We start from the raw sequence: 18,172 nt of genomic DNA on the forward strand, positions 1-18,172 counted from the left end.
TCACACCGCCCTCATCAGCAGGGTCGCGGCGATCAGGATCGCCGTGCCCCCGAACATCGAGACCGCGTAGCTGCGGGCGTAGCCGTTCTGCAGCTTGCGCAGCCGGCCCGAGAGCCCGCCGACCCCGGCGGCCGTCCCGTTGACCACTCCGTCGACCAGGCTGTGGTCGAGGTAGACGAGGGAGCGGGTCAGGTGCTCCCCGCCGCGGACCAGGACGACGTGGTTGAAGTCGTCCTGCAGCAGGTCCCGTCGGGCCGCCCGGGTGAGGAGCGAGCCGCGCGGGGCGATGACCGGGACGGGCTTCCTGCCGTACATCGCCCAGGCGATGGCGACACCGACGACGAGGACCACCATGGTGGCCAGGGTCACCGTCAGGGCGCTGACCGGCGGGTGGCCGTGCTCGTGTCCGGTGACGGGCTCCAGCCACTTCAGGAACCGGTCGCCGATGCCGAAGATCCCGCCCGCGAACACGGAGCCGAAGGCCAGGACGATCATCGGGATGGTCATGGACTTCGGGGACTCGTGCGGGTGCGGCGCGTGGCCCTCCGCGTCCGGCTGCCAGCGCTGCTCGCCGAAGAAGGTGAGGAGCATGACGCGGGTCATGTAGAACGCGGTGATCGCCGCGCCCAGCAGGGCGACGCCGCCCAGGATCCAGCCCTCGGTGCCGCCCTTCGCGAAGGCCGCCTCGATGATCTTGTCCTTGGAGAAGAAGCCCGACAGGCCCGGGAAGCCGATGATGGCGAGGTAGCCGAGACCGAAGGTGATGAAGGTGACCGGCATGTACCTGCGCAGGCCGCCGTACTTGCGCATGTCGACCTCGTCGTTCATCCCGTGCATCACGGAACCGGCGCCGAGGAAGAGACCCGCCTTGAAGAAGCCGTGCGTGACCAGGTGCATGATCGCGAAGACGTAGCCGATCGGGCCGAGGCCCGCGGCCAGGATCATGTAGCCGATCTGCGACATCGTCGAGCCGGCGAGGGCCTTCTTGATGTCGTCCTTCGCGCAACCGACGATCGCACCGAAGAGGAGCGTGACCGCGCCCACGACGGTGACGGCCACCTGGGCGTCCGGGGCTCCGTTGAAGATGGCGCCCGAGCGGACGATCAGGTACACGCCGGCGGTGACCATGGTCGCCGCGTGGATGAGGGCCGAGACCGGGGTCGGGCCCTCCATCGCGTCGCCGAGCCAGGACTGCAGCGGCACCTGCGCCGACTTGCCGCAGGCGGCGAGCAGCAGCATCAGGGCGATCGCCGTCAGCTTGCCCTCGCCGGCCCCGGACACCGAGCCGAGCACGGGACCGAAGGCGAAGGTTCCGAAGGTGGTGAACATCAGCATGATGGCGATCGAAAGGCCCATGTCGCCGACCCGGTTGACCAGGAAGGCCTTCTTCGCGGCGGTGGCCGCGCTGGGCTTGTGCTGCCAGAAGCCGATCAGGAGGTACGAGGCCAGGCCCACGCCCTCCCAGCCGACGTACAGCAGGAGGTAGTTGTCGGCGATGACCAGGAGCAGCATCGCGGCGACGAAGAGGTTGAGGTATCCGAAGAACCGGCGGCGGCGCTCGTCGTGCTCCATGTACCCGATCGAGTACACGTGGATGAGCGTGCCCACCCCGGAGATCAAGAGGACGAAGGTCATCGACAGCTGGTCGAGCTGGAAGCCGATGTCGGCCTGGAAACCCTCGACCGGGATCCAGCTGAACAGCCGCTGGTGGAAGGTCCGCTCCTCGGCGCCCTTGCCGAGCATCTCGGCGAAGAGGGCCAGGCCGATCCCGAAGGAGACGGCGGCGAGCAGGGTGCCGAGCCAGTGGCCGGCCTTGTCGAGGCGGCGGCCGCCGCAGAGCAGCACCGCCGCTCCGAGCAGGGGCGCTGCTACCAGCAGCGCGATCATGTTCTCCACAGCGACCCCTTACAGCTTCATCAGGCTGGCGTCGTCGACCGAGGCCGAGTGGCGGGTACGGAACAGCGACACGATGATCGCGAGGCCCACCACGACCTCCGCGGCGGCGACGACCATCGTGAAGAACGCGATGATCTGTCCGTCGAGGTTGCCGTGCATCCGCGAGAAGGTGACGAAGGCGAGGTTGCAGGCGTTGAGCATGAGCTCGACGCACATGAACAGCACGATCGCGTTCTTGCGGATGAGGACTCCGGCCGCCCCGATGGTGAACAGCAGCGCGGACAGGTACAGGTAGTTGACCGGGTTCACTTCGAGGCCTCCTCACGGCCGAGCCGCTCGGACGACCGCTGCTCCAGCGCCTTCAGGTCGTCCAGCGCCTGGCTGGAGACGTCCCTGATCTGGCCGCGGGCGCGCAGCGTCTGGTTGATGGTGAGCTCGGAGGGGGTGCCGTCCGGCAGCAGGCCCGCGACGTCCACGGCGTTGTGCCGGGCGTAGACGCCGGGTGCGGGCAGCGGCGGGAGCTGTACGCCCTCGCGTACGCGGCGCTCGGCGAGCTCGCGCTGGGTGGCGGCGCGCTCGGTGCGCTCGCGGTGGGTGAGCACCATCGCGCCGACGGCCGCCGTGATCAGCAGGGCGCCGGTGATTTCGAAGGCGAACACGTACTTGGTGAAGATGAGCGTGGCCAGGCCTTCGACGTGCCCGCCGGAGTTGATCCGGCCCAGTCCGTTGAAGTGGGTGAGCCGGGCGTTGCCGATGCCGGCGATCAGCAGGATCCCGAAGCCGAGTCCGCACAGGGCGGCCAGCCAGCGCTGCCCCTTGATGGTCTCGCTCAGGGAGTCCGCGGCGGTGACGCCGACGAGCATGACCACGAAGAGGAACAGCATCATGATCGCGCCGGTGTAGACGACGACCTGGACGATGCCGAGGAAGTAGGCCCCGTTGGCGAGGTAGAAGACCGCCAGGATGATCATCGTGCCGGCCAGGCTCAGGGCACTGTGCACGGCCTTCTTCATCAGGATCGTGGACAGCGCGCCGATGACGGCGACCGTGGCGAGGACCCAGAACTGCACCGCCTCACCGGCGGAGGTGACCGTGGCGGCCGCGGCGATGGCGCTCACGCCCCCACCCCCTCGGAGGCGTCCCGGGAGGCGTCCTCGGAGGCGGTCTCGCCCTTCGACACGGCGACCTGGCGGACCGTACCGGGAGCCGCCCCGGTCACCAGCCCGCGGTAGTAGTCGGTGTCGTCGGTGCCCGGGAAGATCGAGTGCGGAGCCTCGACCATGCCCTCGGTGAGACCGGCGAGCAGCTGCTCCTTGGTGTAGATGAGCGATTCGCGGCTGGAGTCGGCCAGTTCGAACTCGTTCGTCATGGTCAGGGCCCTGGTCGGGCACGCCTCGACGCACAGCCCGCACAGGATGCAGCGGGCGTAGTTGATCTGGTAGACCCGGCCGTACCGCTCACCCGGGGAGTAGCGCTCCTCCTCGGTGTTGTCCGCTCCCTCGACGTAGATCGCGTCGGCGGGACAGGCCCAGGCGCAGAGCTCGCACCCGATGCACTTCTCCAGACCGTCCGGGTGGCGGTTGAGCTGGTGCCTCCCGTGGAAGCGCGGAGCGGTGGTCTTGTGCTGCTCCGGGTACTGCTCGGTGAGGCGCTTCTTGAACATGGCCTTGAAGGTCACGCCGAAGCCGGCCACCGGGTTCTGCCACTTCTCGCCCTGGTCGGCGTCAGACTTGTCAGACATTCTCAGCACCCTCCTCTCGGTCACTGTCAGTATTCGCCGCGCCACTGACAATGAGCTCCCGCTCACTGCGAGGCCGCCTGCGCGGTACGGGTGCCAGGTGCTGGCCGGGCTTGGGCGGTACGGGGAACCCGCCCGCCAGCGGGTCGAAGGGAGCCTCGGCCGCCGCCTGTTCGGCGTCCGCGAGGGCCGCCTTCTCCTTCTTGTCGCGGAAGAGGTCCACGACGAAGGACAGCAGCAGGATCGCGATGACCGCGCCGCCGACGTAGAGCACGATCTCCTGGAAGTCGTAGTTCTCGTTGCGCAGCGCCCGGACGGTGGCGACCAGCATCAGCCAGACCACGGAGACCGGGATCAGCACCTTCCAGCCGAGCTTCATCAGCTGGTCGTAGCGCACGCGCGGGAGCGTGCCGCGCAGCCAGATGAAGAAGAACAGCAGCAGCTGGACCTTGAGGACGAACCAGAGCATCGGCCACCAGCCGTGGTTGGCGCCCTCCCAGTACGTGGAGATCGGCGCCGGGGCCCGCCAGCCGCCCAGGAACAGGGTGACCGAGACCGCCGAGACGGTGACCATGTTGACGTACTCGGCCAGCATGAACAGCGCGAACTTGATGGAGGAGTACTCGGTGTTGAAGCCGCCGACGAGGTCGCCCTCGGACTCCGGCATGTCGAAGGGGGCGCGGTTCGTCTCGCCGACCATCGTGATGACGTAGATGATGAAGGAGACCGGCAGCAGGATGATGTACCAGCGGTCCGCCTGCGCCTCCACGATCTTCGAGGTCGACATCGACCCGGAGTAGAGGAAGACCGAGGCGAAGGCCGCGCCCATCGCGATCTCGTACGAGATCATCTGCGCGCAGGAGCGCAGGCCGCCCAGGAGCGGGTAGGTCGAGCCCGAGGACCAGCCCGCGAGCACGATGCCGTAGATGCCGACCGAGGCCACCGCGAGGATGTAGAGCATCGCGATCGGCAGGTCGGTCAGCTGCATCGTGGTGCGCTGGCCGAAGATGGAGACCTCGTTGCCCGAGGGGCCGAAGGGGATCACCGCGATGGCCATGAAGGCCGGGATCGCCGCGATGATCGGGGCCAGGACGTAGACGACCTTGTCCGCCCGCTTGACGATGAGGTCTTCCTTCAGCATGAGCTTCACGCCGTCGGCGAGCGACTGGAGCATGCCCCAGGGGCCGTGCCGGTTGGGGCCGATGCGCAGCTGCATCCAGGCGACGACCTTGCGCTCCCACACGATGGAGAAGAGCACGGTCACCATCAGGAAGGCGAAGCAGAACACCGCCTTGACGACGACGAGCCACCAGACGTCCCTGCCGAACAGGGAGAGGTCTTCGGCGGCGATCTGAACGGTGTTCACGCGCCCACCTCCGCAGGGGAGTCGCTGGTGTCGGCGGGGGTGGCCGGGCCGATGCGGACCAGCGCCCCCGGGCGTGCCCCGGTGTCGGCGAGGACCCCGGAGCCGGTGGAGTTCAGCGGGAGCCAGACCACCCGGTCGGGCATGTCGGTGACCCGCAGCGGCAGTTCCACGGAGCCGGCCGGGCCGGTCACCGCGAGGACGTCGCCGTTCTTGACGCCCGTCTCGGCGGCCGTGGCGGCCGACAGTCGGGCGCTGGCCTCGTGGCGGGTGCCGGCCAGGGCCTCGTCGCCCTCCTGCAGCAGACCCTGGTCGAGGAGGAGCCGGTGGCCCGCGAGGACCGCCTCGCCCGCACCCGGCCGGGGCAGCGGCGCGGTGTCCGCGTGCTGTTCGGCGGCGCGCTCCCCGGCCCACTGGCCGAGCGCGTCCAGCTCCCGGCGCACGGCGTGCACGTCGGGCAGCGCGATCGGCCGGTCGGCCGCGTCGGCCAGCATGTGCAGTACGCGGGAGTCGGCGGGGGCGAGCCGACGGGTCATCTGCTCGGGCTTGAGCGCGGCCTCGAACGGCCGGACCCTGCCTTCCCAGTTGATGAACGCGCCCGGCTTCTCGGCGACGGCCGCGACGGGCAGGACCACGTCCGCGTGGTCGGTGACCTCGCTGGGCCGCAGTTCCAGCGAGACCACGAAGGCCTCCTGGAGCGCGACCCGGGCGCGGGCCGGGTCCGGCAGGTCGGCGAGCTCGACGCCCGCGACCAGCAGGGCGGACAGTTCGCGTCCGGCGGCGGCCTCGACGATCTGGCCGGTGTCGCGGCCGTAGCGGTGCGGCAGCTCGTCCAGGCCCCAGGCGGCGGCGACCTCGTCGCGGGCCCGCGGGTCGGTGGCCGGGCGGGCGCCCGGCAGCAGGGACGGCAGCGCGCCCGCCTCGACGGCGGCCCGCTCTCCGGCCCGGCGCGGGATCCACACCAGGGCGGCGCCCGTGGCCGCGGCGGCCCGTACGGCGGCGGTCAGCGCGCCGGGCACGCCCGCGAGGCGCTCCCCCACGACGATGACCGCGCCGGGCAGCCGCAGCGCTTCGGCGGCCTCGGAGCCGCCCGCTTCCAACCCGGTACGGGAGGCCAGCGCGGCCAGCCACTCGGGCTCGGTGCCGGGGGCGGCGGCCAGCAGGGTGCCGCCCGCCTTCTCCAGGCCGCGCGTGGCGAACGGGGCGAGGGCGAAGGTCCGCTGCTTGTGCTTGCGGTGGGCCTTGCGCAGCCGCAGGAAGACTCCGGGGGCCTCTTCCTCGGCCTCGATGCCGACGAGGAGGACGGCCGGGGCCGCCTCCAGCGAGGCGTTGGTGACGCCGCGGCCGTCGAGGTCCTTGCCGGTGCCGGCGACGGAGGAGGCCAGGAACTCGGCCTCCTCGGCGCTGTGCACCCGGGCCCGGAAGTCGATGTCGTTGGTGTCGAGCACGACCCGGGCGAACTTGGCGTAGGCGTACGCGTCCTCGACGGTGAGCCGGCCGCCGGTCAGCACCCCGGCCCGGCCGCGCGCGGCGGCCAGTCCGTTCGCCGCGGCTTCCAGCGCCTCGGGCCAGCTGGCCGGGGCGAGGACCCCGTCGCTGCCGCGCACCAGCGGGGTGGTGAGCCGGTCGGGGCGCTGCGCGTAGCGGAACCCGAAGCGGCCCTTGTCGCAGATCCACTCCTCGTTGACCTCGGGGTCCTCCGCGGCCATGCGGCGCAGCACCTTGCCGCGCCGGTGGTCGGTGCGGGTCGCGCAGCCGCCCGCGCAGTGCTCGCACACGCTCGGGGAGGAGACGAGGTCGAAGGGGCGGGAGCGGAACCGGTAGGCCGCCGAGGTGAGGGCGCCGACCGGGCAGATCTGGATGGTGTTGCCCGAGAAGTACGACTCGAAGGGGTCGCCCTCGCCGGTGCCGACCTGCTGGAGCGCGCCGCGTTCCAGGAGCTCGATCATCGGGTCGCCGGCGATCTCGTTGGAGAAGCGGGTGCAGCGCGCGCACAGCACGCACCGTTCGCGGTCCAGCAGCACCTGGGTGGAGATCGGGACCGGCTTCTCGTACGTGCGCTTCTTGCCCTCGAAACGCGATTCTGCGTTGCCGTGCGACATCGCCTGGTTCTGCAGCGGGCACTCGCCGCCCTTGTCGCAGACCGGGCAGTCCAGCGGGTGGTTGATGAGCAGCAGCTCCATCACCCCGCGCTGGGCCTTGTCGGCGACCTCGGAGGTCAGCTGGGTCTTGACGACCATGCCGTCGGTGCAGGTGATGGTGCAGGAGGCCATCGGCTTGCGCTGGCCCTCGACCTCGACGATGCACTGGCGACAGGCGCCGGCCGGGGAGAGGAGGGGGTGGTCGCAGAACCGGGGGATCTCGATGCCGAGCTGTTCGGCGGCCCGGATGACCAGGGTCCCCTTGGGCACGGACAGTTCGATGCCGTCGATGGTCAGCGAGACCGTGTTCTCCGGCGGGACCGCTGCCGCACCGCCGCCGGAGGCTGCGCTGGTGGTCACGGTCATGCGGTCACCTCCGTGTCGGCCCAGAGGGTCGACTTCTTGGGGTCGAAGGGGCAGCCCTTGCCCGTGATGTGCTGCTCGTACTCCTCGCGGAAGTACTTGAGCGAGGAGAAGATGGGGCTGGCGGCACCGTCGCCGAGCGCGCAGAACGACTTGCCGTTGATGTTGTCGGCGATGTCGTTGAGCTTGTCGAGGTCGGACATGACGCCCTTGCCGGCCTCGATGTCGCGGAGCAGCTGGACCAGCCAGTACGTGCCTTCGCGGCAGGGCGTGCACTTGCCGCAGGACTCGTGGGCGTAGAACTCGGTCCAGCGGGTCACCGCCCGCACCACGCAGGTCGTCTCGTCGAAGCACTGCAGGGCCTTGGTGCCGAGCATGGAACCGGCCGCGCCGACGCCCTCGTAGTCCAGCGGGACGTCGAGGTGCTCGTCCGTGAACATGGGGGTGGAGGAGCCGCCCGGGGTCCAGAACTTCAGCCGGTGCCCGGGCCGCATGCCGCCGCTCATGTCGAGCAGCTGGCGCAGGGTGATGCCGAGCGGGGCCTCGTACTGGCCGGGGCCGACGACGTGGCCCGAGAGCGAGTACAGCGTGAAGCCGGGGGACTTCTCGGTCCCCATCGCCTTGAACCAGTCCTTGCCCTTGTTCAGGATCGCGGGAACCGAGGCGATGGACTCCACGTTGTTCACGACAGTGGGGCAGGCGTAGAGCCCCTCGACGGCAGGGAAGGGAGGACGCAGCCGGGGCTGACCGCGCCGGCCTTCGAGGGAGTCCAGGAGGGCCGTTTCCTCGCCGCAGATGTACGCGCCCGCCCCCGCGTGCACGGTGATGTCGAGGTTGAGCCCGCTCCCCAGGATGTCCTTGCCGAGATAGCCGGCCTCGTACGCCTCGCGCACCGCCTCGTGCAGGCGCCGCAGTACCGGCACGACCTCGCCGCGCAGGTAGATGAAGGCGTGCTCCGAGCGGATCGCGTAGCAGGCGATGATCATTCCCTCGATGAGGGAATGCGGGTTGGCGAAGAGGAGGGGGATGTCCTTGCAGGTTCCCGGCTCCGACTCGTCCGCGTTCACGACGAGGTAGTGCGGCTTTCCGTCGCCCTGCGGAATGAACTGCCATTTCATCCCCGTGGGGAAGCCTGCGCCTCCGCGTCCGCGCAGACCCGAGTCCTTGACGTAGGCGATCACTTCGTCCGGAGTCATCGCGAGCGCCTTGCGCAGGCCCTCGTACCCCTCGTGGCGCCGGTAGGTCTCCAGCGTCCACGAGTTCGGCTCGTCCCAGAACGCCGACAGCACCGGTGCCAGCAGCTTTTCCGGGCTGGTTCCGTTTTCGTGCATCTCAGCGGTCACCGTCATCACTCCCCCTCCTCGGTCGCGGTCTCGGCACGCGGGTGCACGACCTTGCCGAGCTGCGGGGACTCGCCGCGCGCGATGCGCAGCCCGATCAGCGAGGCGGGGCCGGCGCCGCCGCTCGCCTCGACGGCGCCCGCGCGCTCGTCCGGGAAGCCCGCCAGGATCCGGGCGGTCTCCTTGTACGTGCACAGCGGTGCGCCCCGGGTCGGCTCGACCGGGCGGCCGGCCAGCAGGTCGTCCACCATGGCCTTGGCGGACTCGGGGGTCTGGTTGTCGAAGAACTCCCAGTTGACCATCACCACGGGGGCGTAGTCGCAGGCCGCGTTGCACTCGATGTGCTCGAGGGTGACCTTGCCGTCGGGGGTGGTCTCGTTGTTGCCGACCCCGAGGTGTTCCTTGAGTTCGTCGAAGATGGCGTCGCCGCCCATGACCGCGCACAGGGTGTTCGTACAGACGCCGACCTGGTAGTCGCCCGAGGGCTTGCGCCGGTACATCGTGTAGAAGGTGGCGACCGCCGTGACCTCGGCGGTCGTCAGGCCCAGCACCTCGGCGCAGAACCGGATGCCGGTGCGCGAGACGTAGCCCTCCTCCGACTGGACGAGGTGGAGCAGCGGCAGCAGCGCGGAGCGGCTGTCGGGGTAGCGGGCGACGACCTCGGCGGCGTCGGCCGCCAGCCGCTCGCGCACCTCGGCCGGGTAGTCGGGGGCGGGCAGCTGGGGCATGCCCAGGCTGACATCGGAAGTCATCGGTCGACGCCTCCCATCACGGGGTCGATGGAGGCGACGGCGACGATGACGTCGGCGACCTGGCCGCCCTCGCACATCGCGGCCATGGCCTGCAGGTTGGTGAAGGACGGGTCGCGGAAGTGGACCCGGTAGGGGCGGGTGCCGCCGTCGGAGACCACGTGGACGCCGAGTTCGCCCTTGGGCGATTCGACGGCCGCGTAGGCCTGCCCGGCCGGCACCCGGAAGCCCTCGGTCACCAGCTTGAAGTGGTGGATGAGGGCCTCCATGGAGGTGCCCATGATGTTCCTGATGTGGTCGAGCGAGTTGCCGAGTCCGTCCGGGCCCATCGCGAGCTGTGCGGGCCAGGCGATCTTCTTGTCGGCGACCATGACCGGGCCCGGCTCCAGCCGGTCCAGGCACTGCTCGACGATCCGCAGGGACTGGCGCATCTCCTCCAGGCGGATCAGGAAGCGCCCGTAGGAGTCGCAGGACTCGGTGGTCGGCACGTCGAACTCGTAGTTCTCGTAGCCGCAGTACGGGTCCGACTTGCGCAGGTCGTGCGGCAGGCCGGCGGAGCGCAGGATCGGGCCGGTGGCGCCGAGCGCCATGCAGCCGGTGAGGTCGAGGTAGCCGACGTCCTGCATGCGGGCCTTGAAGATGGGGTTGCCGGTGGCGAGCTTGTCGTACTCCGGCAGGTTCTTCTTCATGGTCTTGACGAACTCGCGGAGCTGGTCGACCGCGCCCGGGGGCAGGTCCTGCGCGAGGCCGCCGGGGCGGACGAACGCGTGGTTCATGCGCAGTCCGGTGATGAGCTCGAAGATGTCGAGGATCAGCTCGCGGTCGCGGAACCCGTAGATCATGATCGTCGTCGCGCCGAGCTCCATGCCGCCGGTGGCGATGCACACCAGGTGGGAGGAGAGCCGGTTGAGCTCCATCAGCAGGACGCGGATGACGGTGGCGCGGTCCGGGATCTGATCGGTGATGCCGAGCAGCTTCTCGACGCCCAGGCAGTACGCCGTCTCGTTGAAGAACGGCGTCAGGTAGTCCATGCGCGTGACGAAGGTGGTGCCCTGCGTCCAGTTCCGGAACTCGAGGTTCTTCTCGATGCCGGTGTGGAGGTAGCCGATGCCGCAGCGGGCCTCGGTGACCGTCTCGCCGTCGATCTCCAGGATCAGGCGGAGCACTCCGTGGGTGGACGGGTGCTGCGGACCCATGTTGACCACGATGCGCTCGTCGTCGGCACGGGCCGCGGACTGGACGATCTCGTCCCAGTCGCCGCCGGTGACGGTGTAGACGGTGCCCTCGGTCGTCTCGCGGGCGGAGGCGTGGTTCGACTCTTTCTGGGTGTTCATCAGCTGTACGACCTCCGCTGGTCAGGAGCCGGGATCTGGGCGCCCTTGTACTCGATCGCGATGCCGCCGAGCGGGTAGTCCTTGCGCTGCGGGAAGCCCTGCCAGTCGTCCGGCATCATGATCCGGGTGAGGGCCGGGTGCCCGTCGAAGACCAGCCCGAAGAAGTCGTACGTCTCGCGCTCGTGCCAGTCGTTGGTCGGGTAGACCGGGACGATCGAGGGCACGTGCGGATCGGCGTCCGGCGCGGACACCTCCAGCCGCACGATCCGCCCGTGGGTGAGCGAGCGCAGGTGGTAGACGGCGTGCAGCTCGCGGCCCTTGTCTCCGGGGAAGTGCACTCCGCTGACGCCGGTACAGAGCTCGAAGCGCAGGGCCGGGTCGTCGCGCAGGGTCCTCGCCACGAGGAGGAGGTGCTCGCGGGCGATGTGGAGGGTCAGTTCCGCCCGGTCGACGACGACCTTCTCGATCGCGTTCTCCGGTACGAGGCCCTGCTCCTCCAGCGCGCCCTCCAGCTCGTCGACGACCTCGTCGAAGTACGAACCGTACGGGCGGGCGCTCTCGCCGGGCAGCGCCACGGTGCGCACGAGGCCGCCGTAGCCGCTGGTGTCGCCGCCGCTCGCGGCGCCGAACATGCCCTTGCGGACGCCGATCACCTCGGGGCCGGCGACGCCGCGGGGCGCGGGCACGTTGTTGCCGTTGCCGGCAGGGGGGCCGTTCTCCACGGCCGGTTCGTCGCTCACCGCAGGAGCCCCTTCATCTCAATGGTGGGGAGCGCCTTGAGGGCCGCCTCCTCCGCCTCGCGGGCCGCCTCTTCCCGGTTCACGCCGAGCTTCGATCCCTGGATCTTCTGGTGGAGCTTGAGGATCGCGTCCATCAGCATCTCGGGACGGGGCGGGCAGCCGGGCAGGTAGATGTCCACCGGAACGATGTGGTCAACGCCCTGGACGATCGCGTAGTTATTGAACATTCCGCCCGAAGACGCACAAACACCCATAGAGATGACCCACTTGGGAGCGGGCATCTGGTCGTACACCTGCCGCAGCACCGGCGCCATCTTCTGACTGACCCGGCCCGCCACGATCATCAGGTCGGCCTGCCGCGGGGATCCGCGGAAGACCTCCATGCCGAAGCGGGCCAGGTCGTACCGGCCCGCTCCGGTGGTCATCATCTCGATGGCGCAGCAGGCCAGGCCGAAGGTCGCGGGGAAGACGGATGACTTGCGCACCCATCCCGCGGCCTGTTCGACGGTGGTCAGCAGAAAGCCGCTCGGCAGCTTCTCTTCCAGTCCCATGGAAATTCAGCCCCTCAGTCCCATTCCAGGCCGCCGCGGCGCCACACGTAGGCGTAGGCGACGAAGACGGTGAGCACGAAGAGGAGCATCTCGACGAGCCCGAAGATCCCCAGCGAGTCGAAGGTGACCGCCCAGGGGTAGAGGAAGACAACCTCGATGTCGAAGACGATGAAGAGCATCGCCGTCAGGTAGTACTTGATGGGGAAGCGGCCGCCGCCGGCCGGCATGGGAGTGGGCTCGATGCCGCACTCGTAAGCTTCAAGTTTTGCCCGGTTGTACCGTTTTGGGCCGATCAGCGTGGCCATGACCACGGAGAAGATCGCAAACCCTGCGCCGAGGGCGCCGAGCACGAGGATGGGCGCGTACGCATTCACGCTCCTCGCTCCTTCCAGTCGTCCTTGACCGTTGGACCGCTGTGCCGGCGCCGAGCGCCCCGCCTCGCGAAGATCGTGCTGTGTTCGAGCACTTGCATGTGAGGCAGTTCACAAGCCGGACTGGTGCGCATCTTATGCCTGCTCGTCTGTGATCTGCGACACGGGTTACAACAACGAGTTTGTGATCTCCACCACCTGACGAACGATCATGAAGTCCGATGAGTGGTGATCTTCATACGCGAAGCATCCACATGATCACCAAAGGTGACATCCGGCCATGTAGATGCAGGTGGAAGGCCTGCCGCACTATCAAACCGTGGCCGCTGCACGCAAATTGGCGACACGATGCCCGTGGTGATAAAGGGATCGGCATCGCCCGCCCGGGGGATGCCCCGCGTACGGGAGTGGACGCGTGCACGCGTTCACTAAGTCGGGGCGGCCGGCGCCGGCGGCGCGATCCCGATCGGCCTCCGGGCCGACCCCGATCCGGCCGCCGACCCTGCGGCAAGTTCACGGTCAGGTCACAGCCCGGGCACAGCGTCCGCATCGCGTGACACTTCTGTGACCTGTGCCACTCCGGATTCGCGGCCGCGAAAGGGGGCTTGGCCAACTGTCCGGGTGGATGGTAGGCCAAGGATCAATTCGGACTTATTGCGGAAAACCCATGATCACAGCCTTGCGGCGAGGTGTCCGATTGGCCCGTTACGGCGTCAATAAGGAGTCCGACGCGCCCGGTTAGCACCCTTCGCGCACAACTGTGGCGCAGACCACGTTTCTTGAAGGGAACCGCAACGCCCTGATAGCGGTTGTACCCATGTCCCTTACCGCTCACATACCCAGCCACCGGAAGCCCCGCCGCAGCGCCTCGAAGCTCGCGGTCCGCGCCGGAGTTGCCGGTGGCGTCCTCAGCACCCTGGCCATGGCCGGCACGGCGAGCGCCACCCCCTCCGCCGAGCCCGTCCACGAGACCACTCTCGAAATGCCGGTCCTCAACCTGGACCTGAGCGCCGAGGTCTCCTCCGCGGTCACCAAGGCCGCCGAGAACACCCGCGCCGCCGCCGTCGAGGGCGAGCTCAACGCCCTGGAGGAGAGCGCCCGCACCGGCGCCGCCGCCGAGGCGAAGCAGGCCAAGGCCGACGCCCAGCAGAAGGCCGACGCCGAGCAGAAGGAGAAGGAGGAGGCGGACCGCAAGGCCGAGGCCGAGCGTGCCAGCCGCAGCGCCTCCCGCACCTCGCTCGAAGGCAAGTCCGCCTCCGCCGGGGGCTCCTCGCAGGGCGAGGGCACCGTCACCGCCCCGGCGACCGGTTCCGCCGCCGCGATCGTGAACTTCGCCCGCGCGCAGGTCGGCAAGGCCTACGTCATGGGTGGCACCGGCCCGTCCTCGTTCGACTGCTCGGGCCTCGTCCAGGCCGCGTACCGCCAGGCCGGCATCAGCCTGCCGCGCATGTCCCAGGCGCAGTCCTCGGCCGGCACCTCGGTGTCGCTGAGCGCCCTGCAGCCGGGCGACGTCCTGTACTGGGGCTCCAAGGGCAGCGCCTACCACGTCGCGATCTACGTGGGCGGCGGCAAGTTCGTCGGCGCGCAGAACTCCAGCACGGGCATCGTCGAGCGCTCCCTGAGCTACGACAAGCCGACCGGCGCCGTCCGCATCCTCTGATCCGTCTCCGGGGTTCCCGGCCCTCGGGCCGTGTTTTCGCCCCGGATTCCCCCGGATCGTCCCGGATGTGACTGTCGTTCGCGTCCCGAGCCGCCCTCGGTGACGCGCTGAAGGCCGGTACTCCCCCGCTCGGGGTCGAGTACCGGCCTTCCGGCGCTTCCGCGCTTCCCGGGGCCTCCCGGAGCCGCTGAGGGGCGTACGGGCGCCCTGGAGGCGCCTGTCGGGGCCCGGCCGAGGTCCGTCGGGGTCTCGGCCGGGGCCCGTCGGGGCATCAGCTGATCGTGGCCGCCAGCCTGAAGCGGGCCTCGCGCTGCGCCTTGTACCGGGCGAGGGTCTCGGCGTGCTGCTCGACGAGCCGCTCCTGGTAGGCCTTCTCGACCGCGGCCCAGATCCCCACGAGGTTCACCTCCTGCTTGCAGGCGACGTCGGCCTTGGCCGCGTTGACGGCCCGCGGGCCGCCCTGTTCGCCTTGGAGGCCGAGTTCCTCGATCACGTCGTACGGGGTCTTGATCCCGCTGTAGCCCGATCTGCCCATGCACGCCGACCACTTCCCCAGTACGGCGAGGACGCGCGAGTCGTTCTTGGAGCGGTCGTGGGCCTCCGCCGCCAGCCCGAACGTGAAGAGCAGGTCCACGCTGTCCTTCGTCGGCGCGTACAGCTTGCGGTAGGCCTCCCGCCCGCACCCGCCGGCCGGCACCTTCTGACCGCCGGCCGACAGACCGCTCTCCACGCCCGCGGCCTCCTCCTCGGTCATCGCGTCGGGGGCCCGCCCGCCGGCCGAGCCCCGCTGCTCGCCGTTCATGACGACGTACGCGCTGTCGCTCAGCTCGGGGGCGGCCGGTTTGGCTCGGGAACCCGCACCTCCCGTCGGGTCGTACCCGTAGGCCGCCGCGTACGCGAGGTCGGCCGCGCCGAAGAGGGTGCGGTGCCGGTCCGCCGGGCCGCTGCCGCCGGCGGCAGCACCGTCGGCCGGCCGCACCTCCTCGTACGCGAACCCGTAGCGGGCCATGCAGCGGGAGAGCAGCCGTTGCTGCACCTGACCCATGCGGATCGACTCGGCCTCGGTGTCCGTGTACGCGTCCATGGGCAGGACCAGCGCGGCCGTCGCCGGATTGACCTCGACCGGGCCGAGCTCCGGTTCGCTCTCCGCCGCTCCGGCGCCGCCCCCGCAGCCGGCCAGGAGCACGGCCGCCGGCAGGGCGGCGAGGGCGGAGACGCGCAGACGGGTGCGGGTGCGGGTGCGGGTGCGCATCGGGCGGGACTCCTTCGTCGGCGGCCGGGATCAGGGGTGGAGGGTGTACTTGGCCGAGCTGATCCGGTTCTTGAAGGTGCTGGAGGCGTTGCCCTCGTACTTCGAGGGGATCTCCCCGACGTTGCCGCCCAGATCCCTGTCCGTGGCCACCTTCCAGGCGTACACGTCGCGGTTCCGGTAGGCCTCGGTGTTGTCGTTCACGCTCGCGCCGCTGCCGGAGCAGGAGCCCCGGAAGGTGTCGTCGGCGAAGTTCAGGTCATCGGTGACCAGGTCGAAGACGCAACCGGTGCGGCCCGCGTAGTAGAAGAGCCCGAATTCCTGGTCCTCCAGATTTCCGTCCCGCGCCGAGGCGGCGGAAGGACCGGCCGCGCCCAGGAGGACGGAACCGACGGAAAGGGTGGCGGCGCAGCCGACCGCCAGCTTGAGGAGCGCCTTCTTCATCACGTATTCCTTGCCCTTCGGGTGAAATGCGGATGGTGCAGCGGAACCCGGCCGGAGAATTCAGCCCGGCCGGAATTCAACAGTCCGTCACCGGCCGTGAGCAAGCAGTTTCTGGCCTGATGGACCGTCAAAACAGTTGTCTCATAGCCAACTTGCTCACCTCTGGCCCGGCTGCCTACCCTCGCCCGGTCTCCTCGCGGGCCCGCGCCCCGATCCGGACGCGCCAATTCCGCGGCCCTTTCGTACGGGGATTTCACCCGGACCCGGAACGGACACCCGGAAGTCGTCCGGGATTCCGGAATACCGCCCACGGACGACACCGGGGCGTGGAACGAAGGGGCTGGGACGCGCGGAAGGGTCTGTCCCGCCTGCCGGTCGGCTCGTACCGAACCGGCCGGAGCCCTGCGAAGATGGCCGGGGCGAGCACGCCCGAGTCTCCCCAGGAGGTGGTGATCCGTGATCACCAGGCCGTCCGACGAAGCCCCCGGCCACGGCGCCGGCGACCGTCCACCCGGTGGCCGCGCCGCCGACCCCGCGGCCACCCACACCGACCCCGCCGACCCGACCGCCGTCCGGGCCGCCGCCGGGCTCGGACTGCTGGCACTGGGCGGCTGGCTGCTGACCACGGCCCGCCCGTGGCACAAGCCCAGCTCCCCGATCACCCTCGGCCTCGACTGGACGGCCTCGGGGGCCCTGCTGATCTGCGGCCTGGTGCTCCTGACGCGCTGCATCCGGACGGTCCACGGCGCGCCCGAAGCCCCGTACGAACCGACGCACGGCACCCCGCAGGACCAGACGGGCCGGACCGGAGACGTTCCCCCGGCCCGGCCCGCCTGAACGAAAGCTCCCCGGCTCAGGCCTTGGGGGCCACCTTCGAGAGGCCGTTGATGACCCGGTCCATCGCGTCGCCGCCCGTCGGGTCGGTGAGGTTGGCCAGCATCTTCAGGGTGAACTTCATCAGCACCGGGTGGCTCAGCCCGCGCTGGGTGGCGATCTTCATGACCTTCGGGTTGCCGATGAGCTTCACGAAGGCGCGGCCCAGCGTGTAGTAGCCGCCGTAGGTCTCCTTGAGGACCTTCGGGTAGCTGTGCAGGGTCAGTTCGCGCAGGGCGGTGGTGGCGCGGGAGTGGGCCTGGACGATGACGTCGGCGGCGATCTGGCCCGACTCCATGGCGTAGGCGATGCCCTCGCCGTTGAACGGGTTGACGAGACCGCCCGCGTCACCGACGAGCAGCAGGCCCTTGGTGTAGTGCGGCTGCCGGTTGAAGGCCATCGGCAGGGCCGCGCCGCGGATCGGCTGTGTCATGTTCTCGGGGGTGTAGCCCCAGTCCTCCGGCATGGACGCGCACCAGGCCTTGAGGACCTCGCGCCAGTCCAGCTCCTTGAAGGCGGAGGAGGAGTTGAGGATGCCGAGGCCGACGTTGGAGGTGCCGTCGCCCATGCCGAAGATCCAGCCGTAGCCGGGCAGCAGCCGGTCCTCGGCCCCGCGCCGGTCCCACAGCTCCAGCCACGACTCCAGGTAGTCGTCGTCGTGCCGGGGCGAGGTGAAGTACGTGCGCACGGCCACGCCCATCGGGCGGTCCTCGCGACGGTGCAGGCCCATCGCCAGGGAGAGGCGCGAGGAGTTGCCGTCGGCCGCGACGACGAGCGGGGCGCTGAAGGTGACCGGGGTCTTCTCCTCGCCGAGCTTGGCCTGCACGCCCGTGATGTGGCCGGTACGGGGGTCACGGACGGGCTCGCCTACGTTGCAGCGCTCGTAGAGGCGGGCTCCCGCCTTCTGCGCCTGGCGGGCCAGCGTCTCGTCGAAGTCGTCGCGCTTGCGCACGAGTCCGTAGTCGGGGAAGGAGGCCAGCTCGGGCCAGTCCAGCTGGAGGCGCTGACCGCCGCCGATGATGCGGAGGCCCTTGTTGCGGAGCCAGCCCGCTTCCTCGGAGACGTCGATGCCCATCGACACCAGCTGCTTGGTGGCGCGCGGGGTCAGGCCGTCGCCGCAGACCTTCTCGCGGGGGAACGCCGTCTTCTCCAGGAGCAGGACGTCGAGTCCGGCTTTGGCCAGGTAGTAGGCGGTGGTCGAGCCGGCGGGCCCGGCCCCGACGACGATCACGTCCGCGGAGTGTTCGGAGAGGGGCTCGGTCACAGCGGGGTCTCCCGAAGGCTCGATAAGGGGTGCCCAACGGCACAAGACACGTGCAGTCTATGCAGCGAGAGAGATCACGATCCGAAGGGCTGCCCT

At 69.8% G+C, this 18,172-nt stretch carries 17 protein-coding genes; 2 read left to right on the plus strand and 15 right to left on the minus strand.

What is annotated here, in order from left to right:
* From nuoL to ACWGDE_RS02095, 12 genes are read right to left on the minus strand one after another with little or no spacing between them, the layout of a single operon-like run.
* Positions 1-1,896: an NADH-quinone oxidoreductase subunit L gene (nuoL, locus tag ACWGDE_RS02040; RefSeq protein WP_453387019.1), complete on the minus strand. Its 1,896-nt coding sequence runs from the start codon at positions 1,894-1,896 to the stop codon at positions 1-3.
* A 9-nt stretch (positions 1,897-1,905) separates the two neighbouring features.
* Positions 1,906-2,205, minus strand: coding sequence for an NADH-quinone oxidoreductase subunit NuoK (nuoK, locus tag ACWGDE_RS02045; RefSeq protein ID WP_112449176.1), 300 nt, complete (start codon positions 2,203-2,205; stop codon positions 1,906-1,908).
* Positions 2,202-3,014: an NADH-quinone oxidoreductase subunit J gene (locus ACWGDE_RS02050; protein ID WP_453387020.1), complete on the minus strand. Its 813-nt coding sequence runs from the start codon at positions 3,012-3,014 to the stop codon at positions 2,202-2,204. Before ACWGDE_RS02050 ends, nuoK begins: the two co-directional genes overlap by 4 nt.
* Positions 3,011-3,637: an NADH-quinone oxidoreductase subunit NuoI gene (gene nuoI, locus ACWGDE_RS02055; protein WP_453387021.1), complete on the minus strand. Its 627-nt coding sequence runs from the start codon at positions 3,635-3,637 to the stop codon at positions 3,011-3,013. Before nuoI ends, ACWGDE_RS02050 begins: the two co-directional genes overlap by 4 nt.
* Entirely contained in the window at positions 3,630-5,000 is a 1,371-nt protein-coding gene (gene nuoH / locus ACWGDE_RS02060; RefSeq protein WP_453387022.1) for an NADH-quinone oxidoreductase subunit NuoH, read from the minus strand. The genes nuoI and nuoH overlap by 8 nt, the downstream gene beginning before the upstream one ends.
* Positions 4,997-7,504 carry an NADH-quinone oxidoreductase subunit G gene (locus ACWGDE_RS02065; RefSeq protein WP_453387023.1) on the minus strand — a complete coding sequence of 836 codons (2,508 nt, stop codon included), beginning with the start codon at positions 7,502-7,504 and terminating at the stop codon, positions 4,997-4,999. Before ACWGDE_RS02065 ends, nuoH begins: the two co-directional genes overlap by 4 nt.
* Positions 7,501-8,850 (minus strand): NADH-quinone oxidoreductase subunit NuoF, encoded by a 1,350-nt coding sequence (gene nuoF / locus ACWGDE_RS02070; RefSeq protein ID WP_453387024.1) that lies wholly within the window; start codon positions 8,848-8,850, stop codon positions 7,501-7,503. Before nuoF ends, ACWGDE_RS02065 begins: the two co-directional genes overlap by 4 nt.
* A complete protein-coding gene (nuoE, locus tag ACWGDE_RS02075) occupies positions 8,850-9,593 on the minus strand; it encodes an NADH-quinone oxidoreductase subunit NuoE (protein WP_453387025.1) in 744 nt (247 codons plus the stop codon). The genes nuoF and nuoE overlap by 1 nt, the downstream gene beginning before the upstream one ends.
* Complete coding sequence (locus ACWGDE_RS02080; RefSeq protein WP_453387026.1) at positions 9,590-10,924, minus strand: NADH-quinone oxidoreductase subunit D; 1,335 nt, start codon at positions 10,922-10,924, stop codon at positions 9,590-9,592. Before ACWGDE_RS02080 ends, nuoE begins: the two co-directional genes overlap by 4 nt.
* The gene (locus ACWGDE_RS02085) at positions 10,924-11,664 is read right to left on the minus strand and encodes an NADH-quinone oxidoreductase subunit C (protein ID WP_453387027.1); all 741 of its coding nucleotides are present in this window, start codon (positions 11,662-11,664) and stop codon (positions 10,924-10,926) included. The genes ACWGDE_RS02080 and ACWGDE_RS02085 overlap by 1 nt, the downstream gene beginning before the upstream one ends.
* On the minus strand, positions 11,661-12,215 hold the full coding sequence (locus ACWGDE_RS02090) for a NuoB/complex I 20 kDa subunit family protein (protein ID WP_007265818.1): 555 nt from the start codon (positions 12,213-12,215) through the stop codon (positions 11,661-11,663). Before ACWGDE_RS02090 ends, ACWGDE_RS02085 begins: the two co-directional genes overlap by 4 nt.
* 14 nt (positions 12,216-12,229) lie before the next feature.
* On the minus strand, positions 12,230-12,589 hold the full coding sequence (locus ACWGDE_RS02095) for an NADH-quinone oxidoreductase subunit A (protein WP_030010013.1): 360 nt from the start codon (positions 12,587-12,589) through the stop codon (positions 12,230-12,232).
* Between the two features lie 814 nt (positions 12,590-13,403).
* On the opposite strand from ACWGDE_RS02095, the gene ACWGDE_RS02100 reads away from it, so the two are divergent.
* On the plus strand, positions 13,404-14,246 hold the full coding sequence (locus ACWGDE_RS02100) for a C40 family peptidase (RefSeq protein WP_453387028.1): 843 nt from the start codon (positions 13,404-13,406) through the stop codon (positions 14,244-14,246).
* A gap of 271 nt (positions 14,247-14,517) precedes the next feature.
* On the opposite strand, the gene ACWGDE_RS02105 is transcribed toward ACWGDE_RS02100, so the two are convergent.
* The gene (locus ACWGDE_RS02105) at positions 14,518-15,498 is read right to left on the minus strand and encodes a hypothetical protein (RefSeq protein WP_453387029.1); all 981 of its coding nucleotides are present in this window, start codon (positions 15,496-15,498) and stop codon (positions 14,518-14,520) included.
* A gap of 30 nt (positions 15,499-15,528) precedes the next feature.
* Positions 15,529-15,939, minus strand: a complete 411-nt coding sequence (locus ACWGDE_RS02110) for a hypothetical protein (RefSeq protein WP_453387030.1) — start codon at positions 15,937-15,939, stop codon at positions 15,529-15,531.
* A 456-nt stretch (positions 15,940-16,395) separates the two neighbouring features.
* Here ACWGDE_RS02110 and ACWGDE_RS02115 point away from each other — a divergent pair, with 456 nt between their 5' ends.
* Positions 16,396-16,776 carry a hypothetical protein gene (locus ACWGDE_RS02115; protein WP_453387031.1) on the plus strand — a complete coding sequence of 127 codons (381 nt, stop codon included), beginning with the start codon at positions 16,396-16,398 and terminating at the stop codon, positions 16,774-16,776.
* A gap of 16 nt (positions 16,777-16,792) precedes the next feature.
* Here ACWGDE_RS02115 and ACWGDE_RS02120 read toward each other — a convergent pair whose 3' ends face one another.
* Positions 16,793-18,076, minus strand: a complete 1,284-nt coding sequence (locus ACWGDE_RS02120; protein WP_453387032.1) for a geranylgeranyl reductase family protein — start codon at positions 18,074-18,076, stop codon at positions 16,793-16,795.
* Positions 18,077-18,172 lie beyond the last annotated feature (96 nt).

The organism is Streptomyces sp. NPDC054956, assembly GCF_053609185.1.

Bases quoted from the DNA above. Each gene is read 5' to 3' on its own strand.
- nuoE (WP_453387025.1), bottom strand. From the start codon at position 9,593: ATGACTTCCGATGTCAGCCTGGGCATGCCCCAGCTGCCCGCCCCCGAC.
- ACWGDE_RS02105 (WP_453387029.1), bottom strand. From the start codon at position 15,498: ATGCGCACCCGCACCCGCACCCGCACCCGTCTGCGCGTCTCCGCCCTC.
- ACWGDE_RS02110 (WP_453387030.1), bottom strand. From the start codon at position 15,939: ATGAAGAAGGCGCTCCTCAAGCTGGCGGTCGGCTGCGCCGCCACCCTT.
- ACWGDE_RS02080 (WP_453387026.1), bottom strand. From the start codon at position 10,924: ATGAACACCCAGAAAGAGTCGAACCACGCCTCCGCCCGCGAGACGACC.
- ACWGDE_RS02100 (WP_453387028.1), top strand. From the start codon at position 13,404: ATGTCCCTTACCGCTCACATACCCAGCCACCGGAAGCCCCGCCGCAGC.
- ACWGDE_RS02065 (WP_453387023.1), bottom strand. From the start codon at position 7,504: ATGACCGTGACCACCAGCGCAGCCTCCGGCGGCGGTGCGGCAGCGGTC.
- nuoF (WP_453387024.1), bottom strand. From the start codon at position 8,850: ATGACGGTGACCGCTGAGATGCACGAAAACGGAACCAGCCCGGAAAAG.
- ACWGDE_RS02090 (WP_007265818.1), bottom strand. From the start codon at position 12,215: ATGGGACTGGAAGAGAAGCTGCCGAGCGGCTTTCTGCTGACCACCGTC.
- nuoI (WP_453387021.1), bottom strand. From the start codon at position 3,637: ATGTCTGACAAGTCTGACGCCGACCAGGGCGAGAAGTGGCAGAACCCG.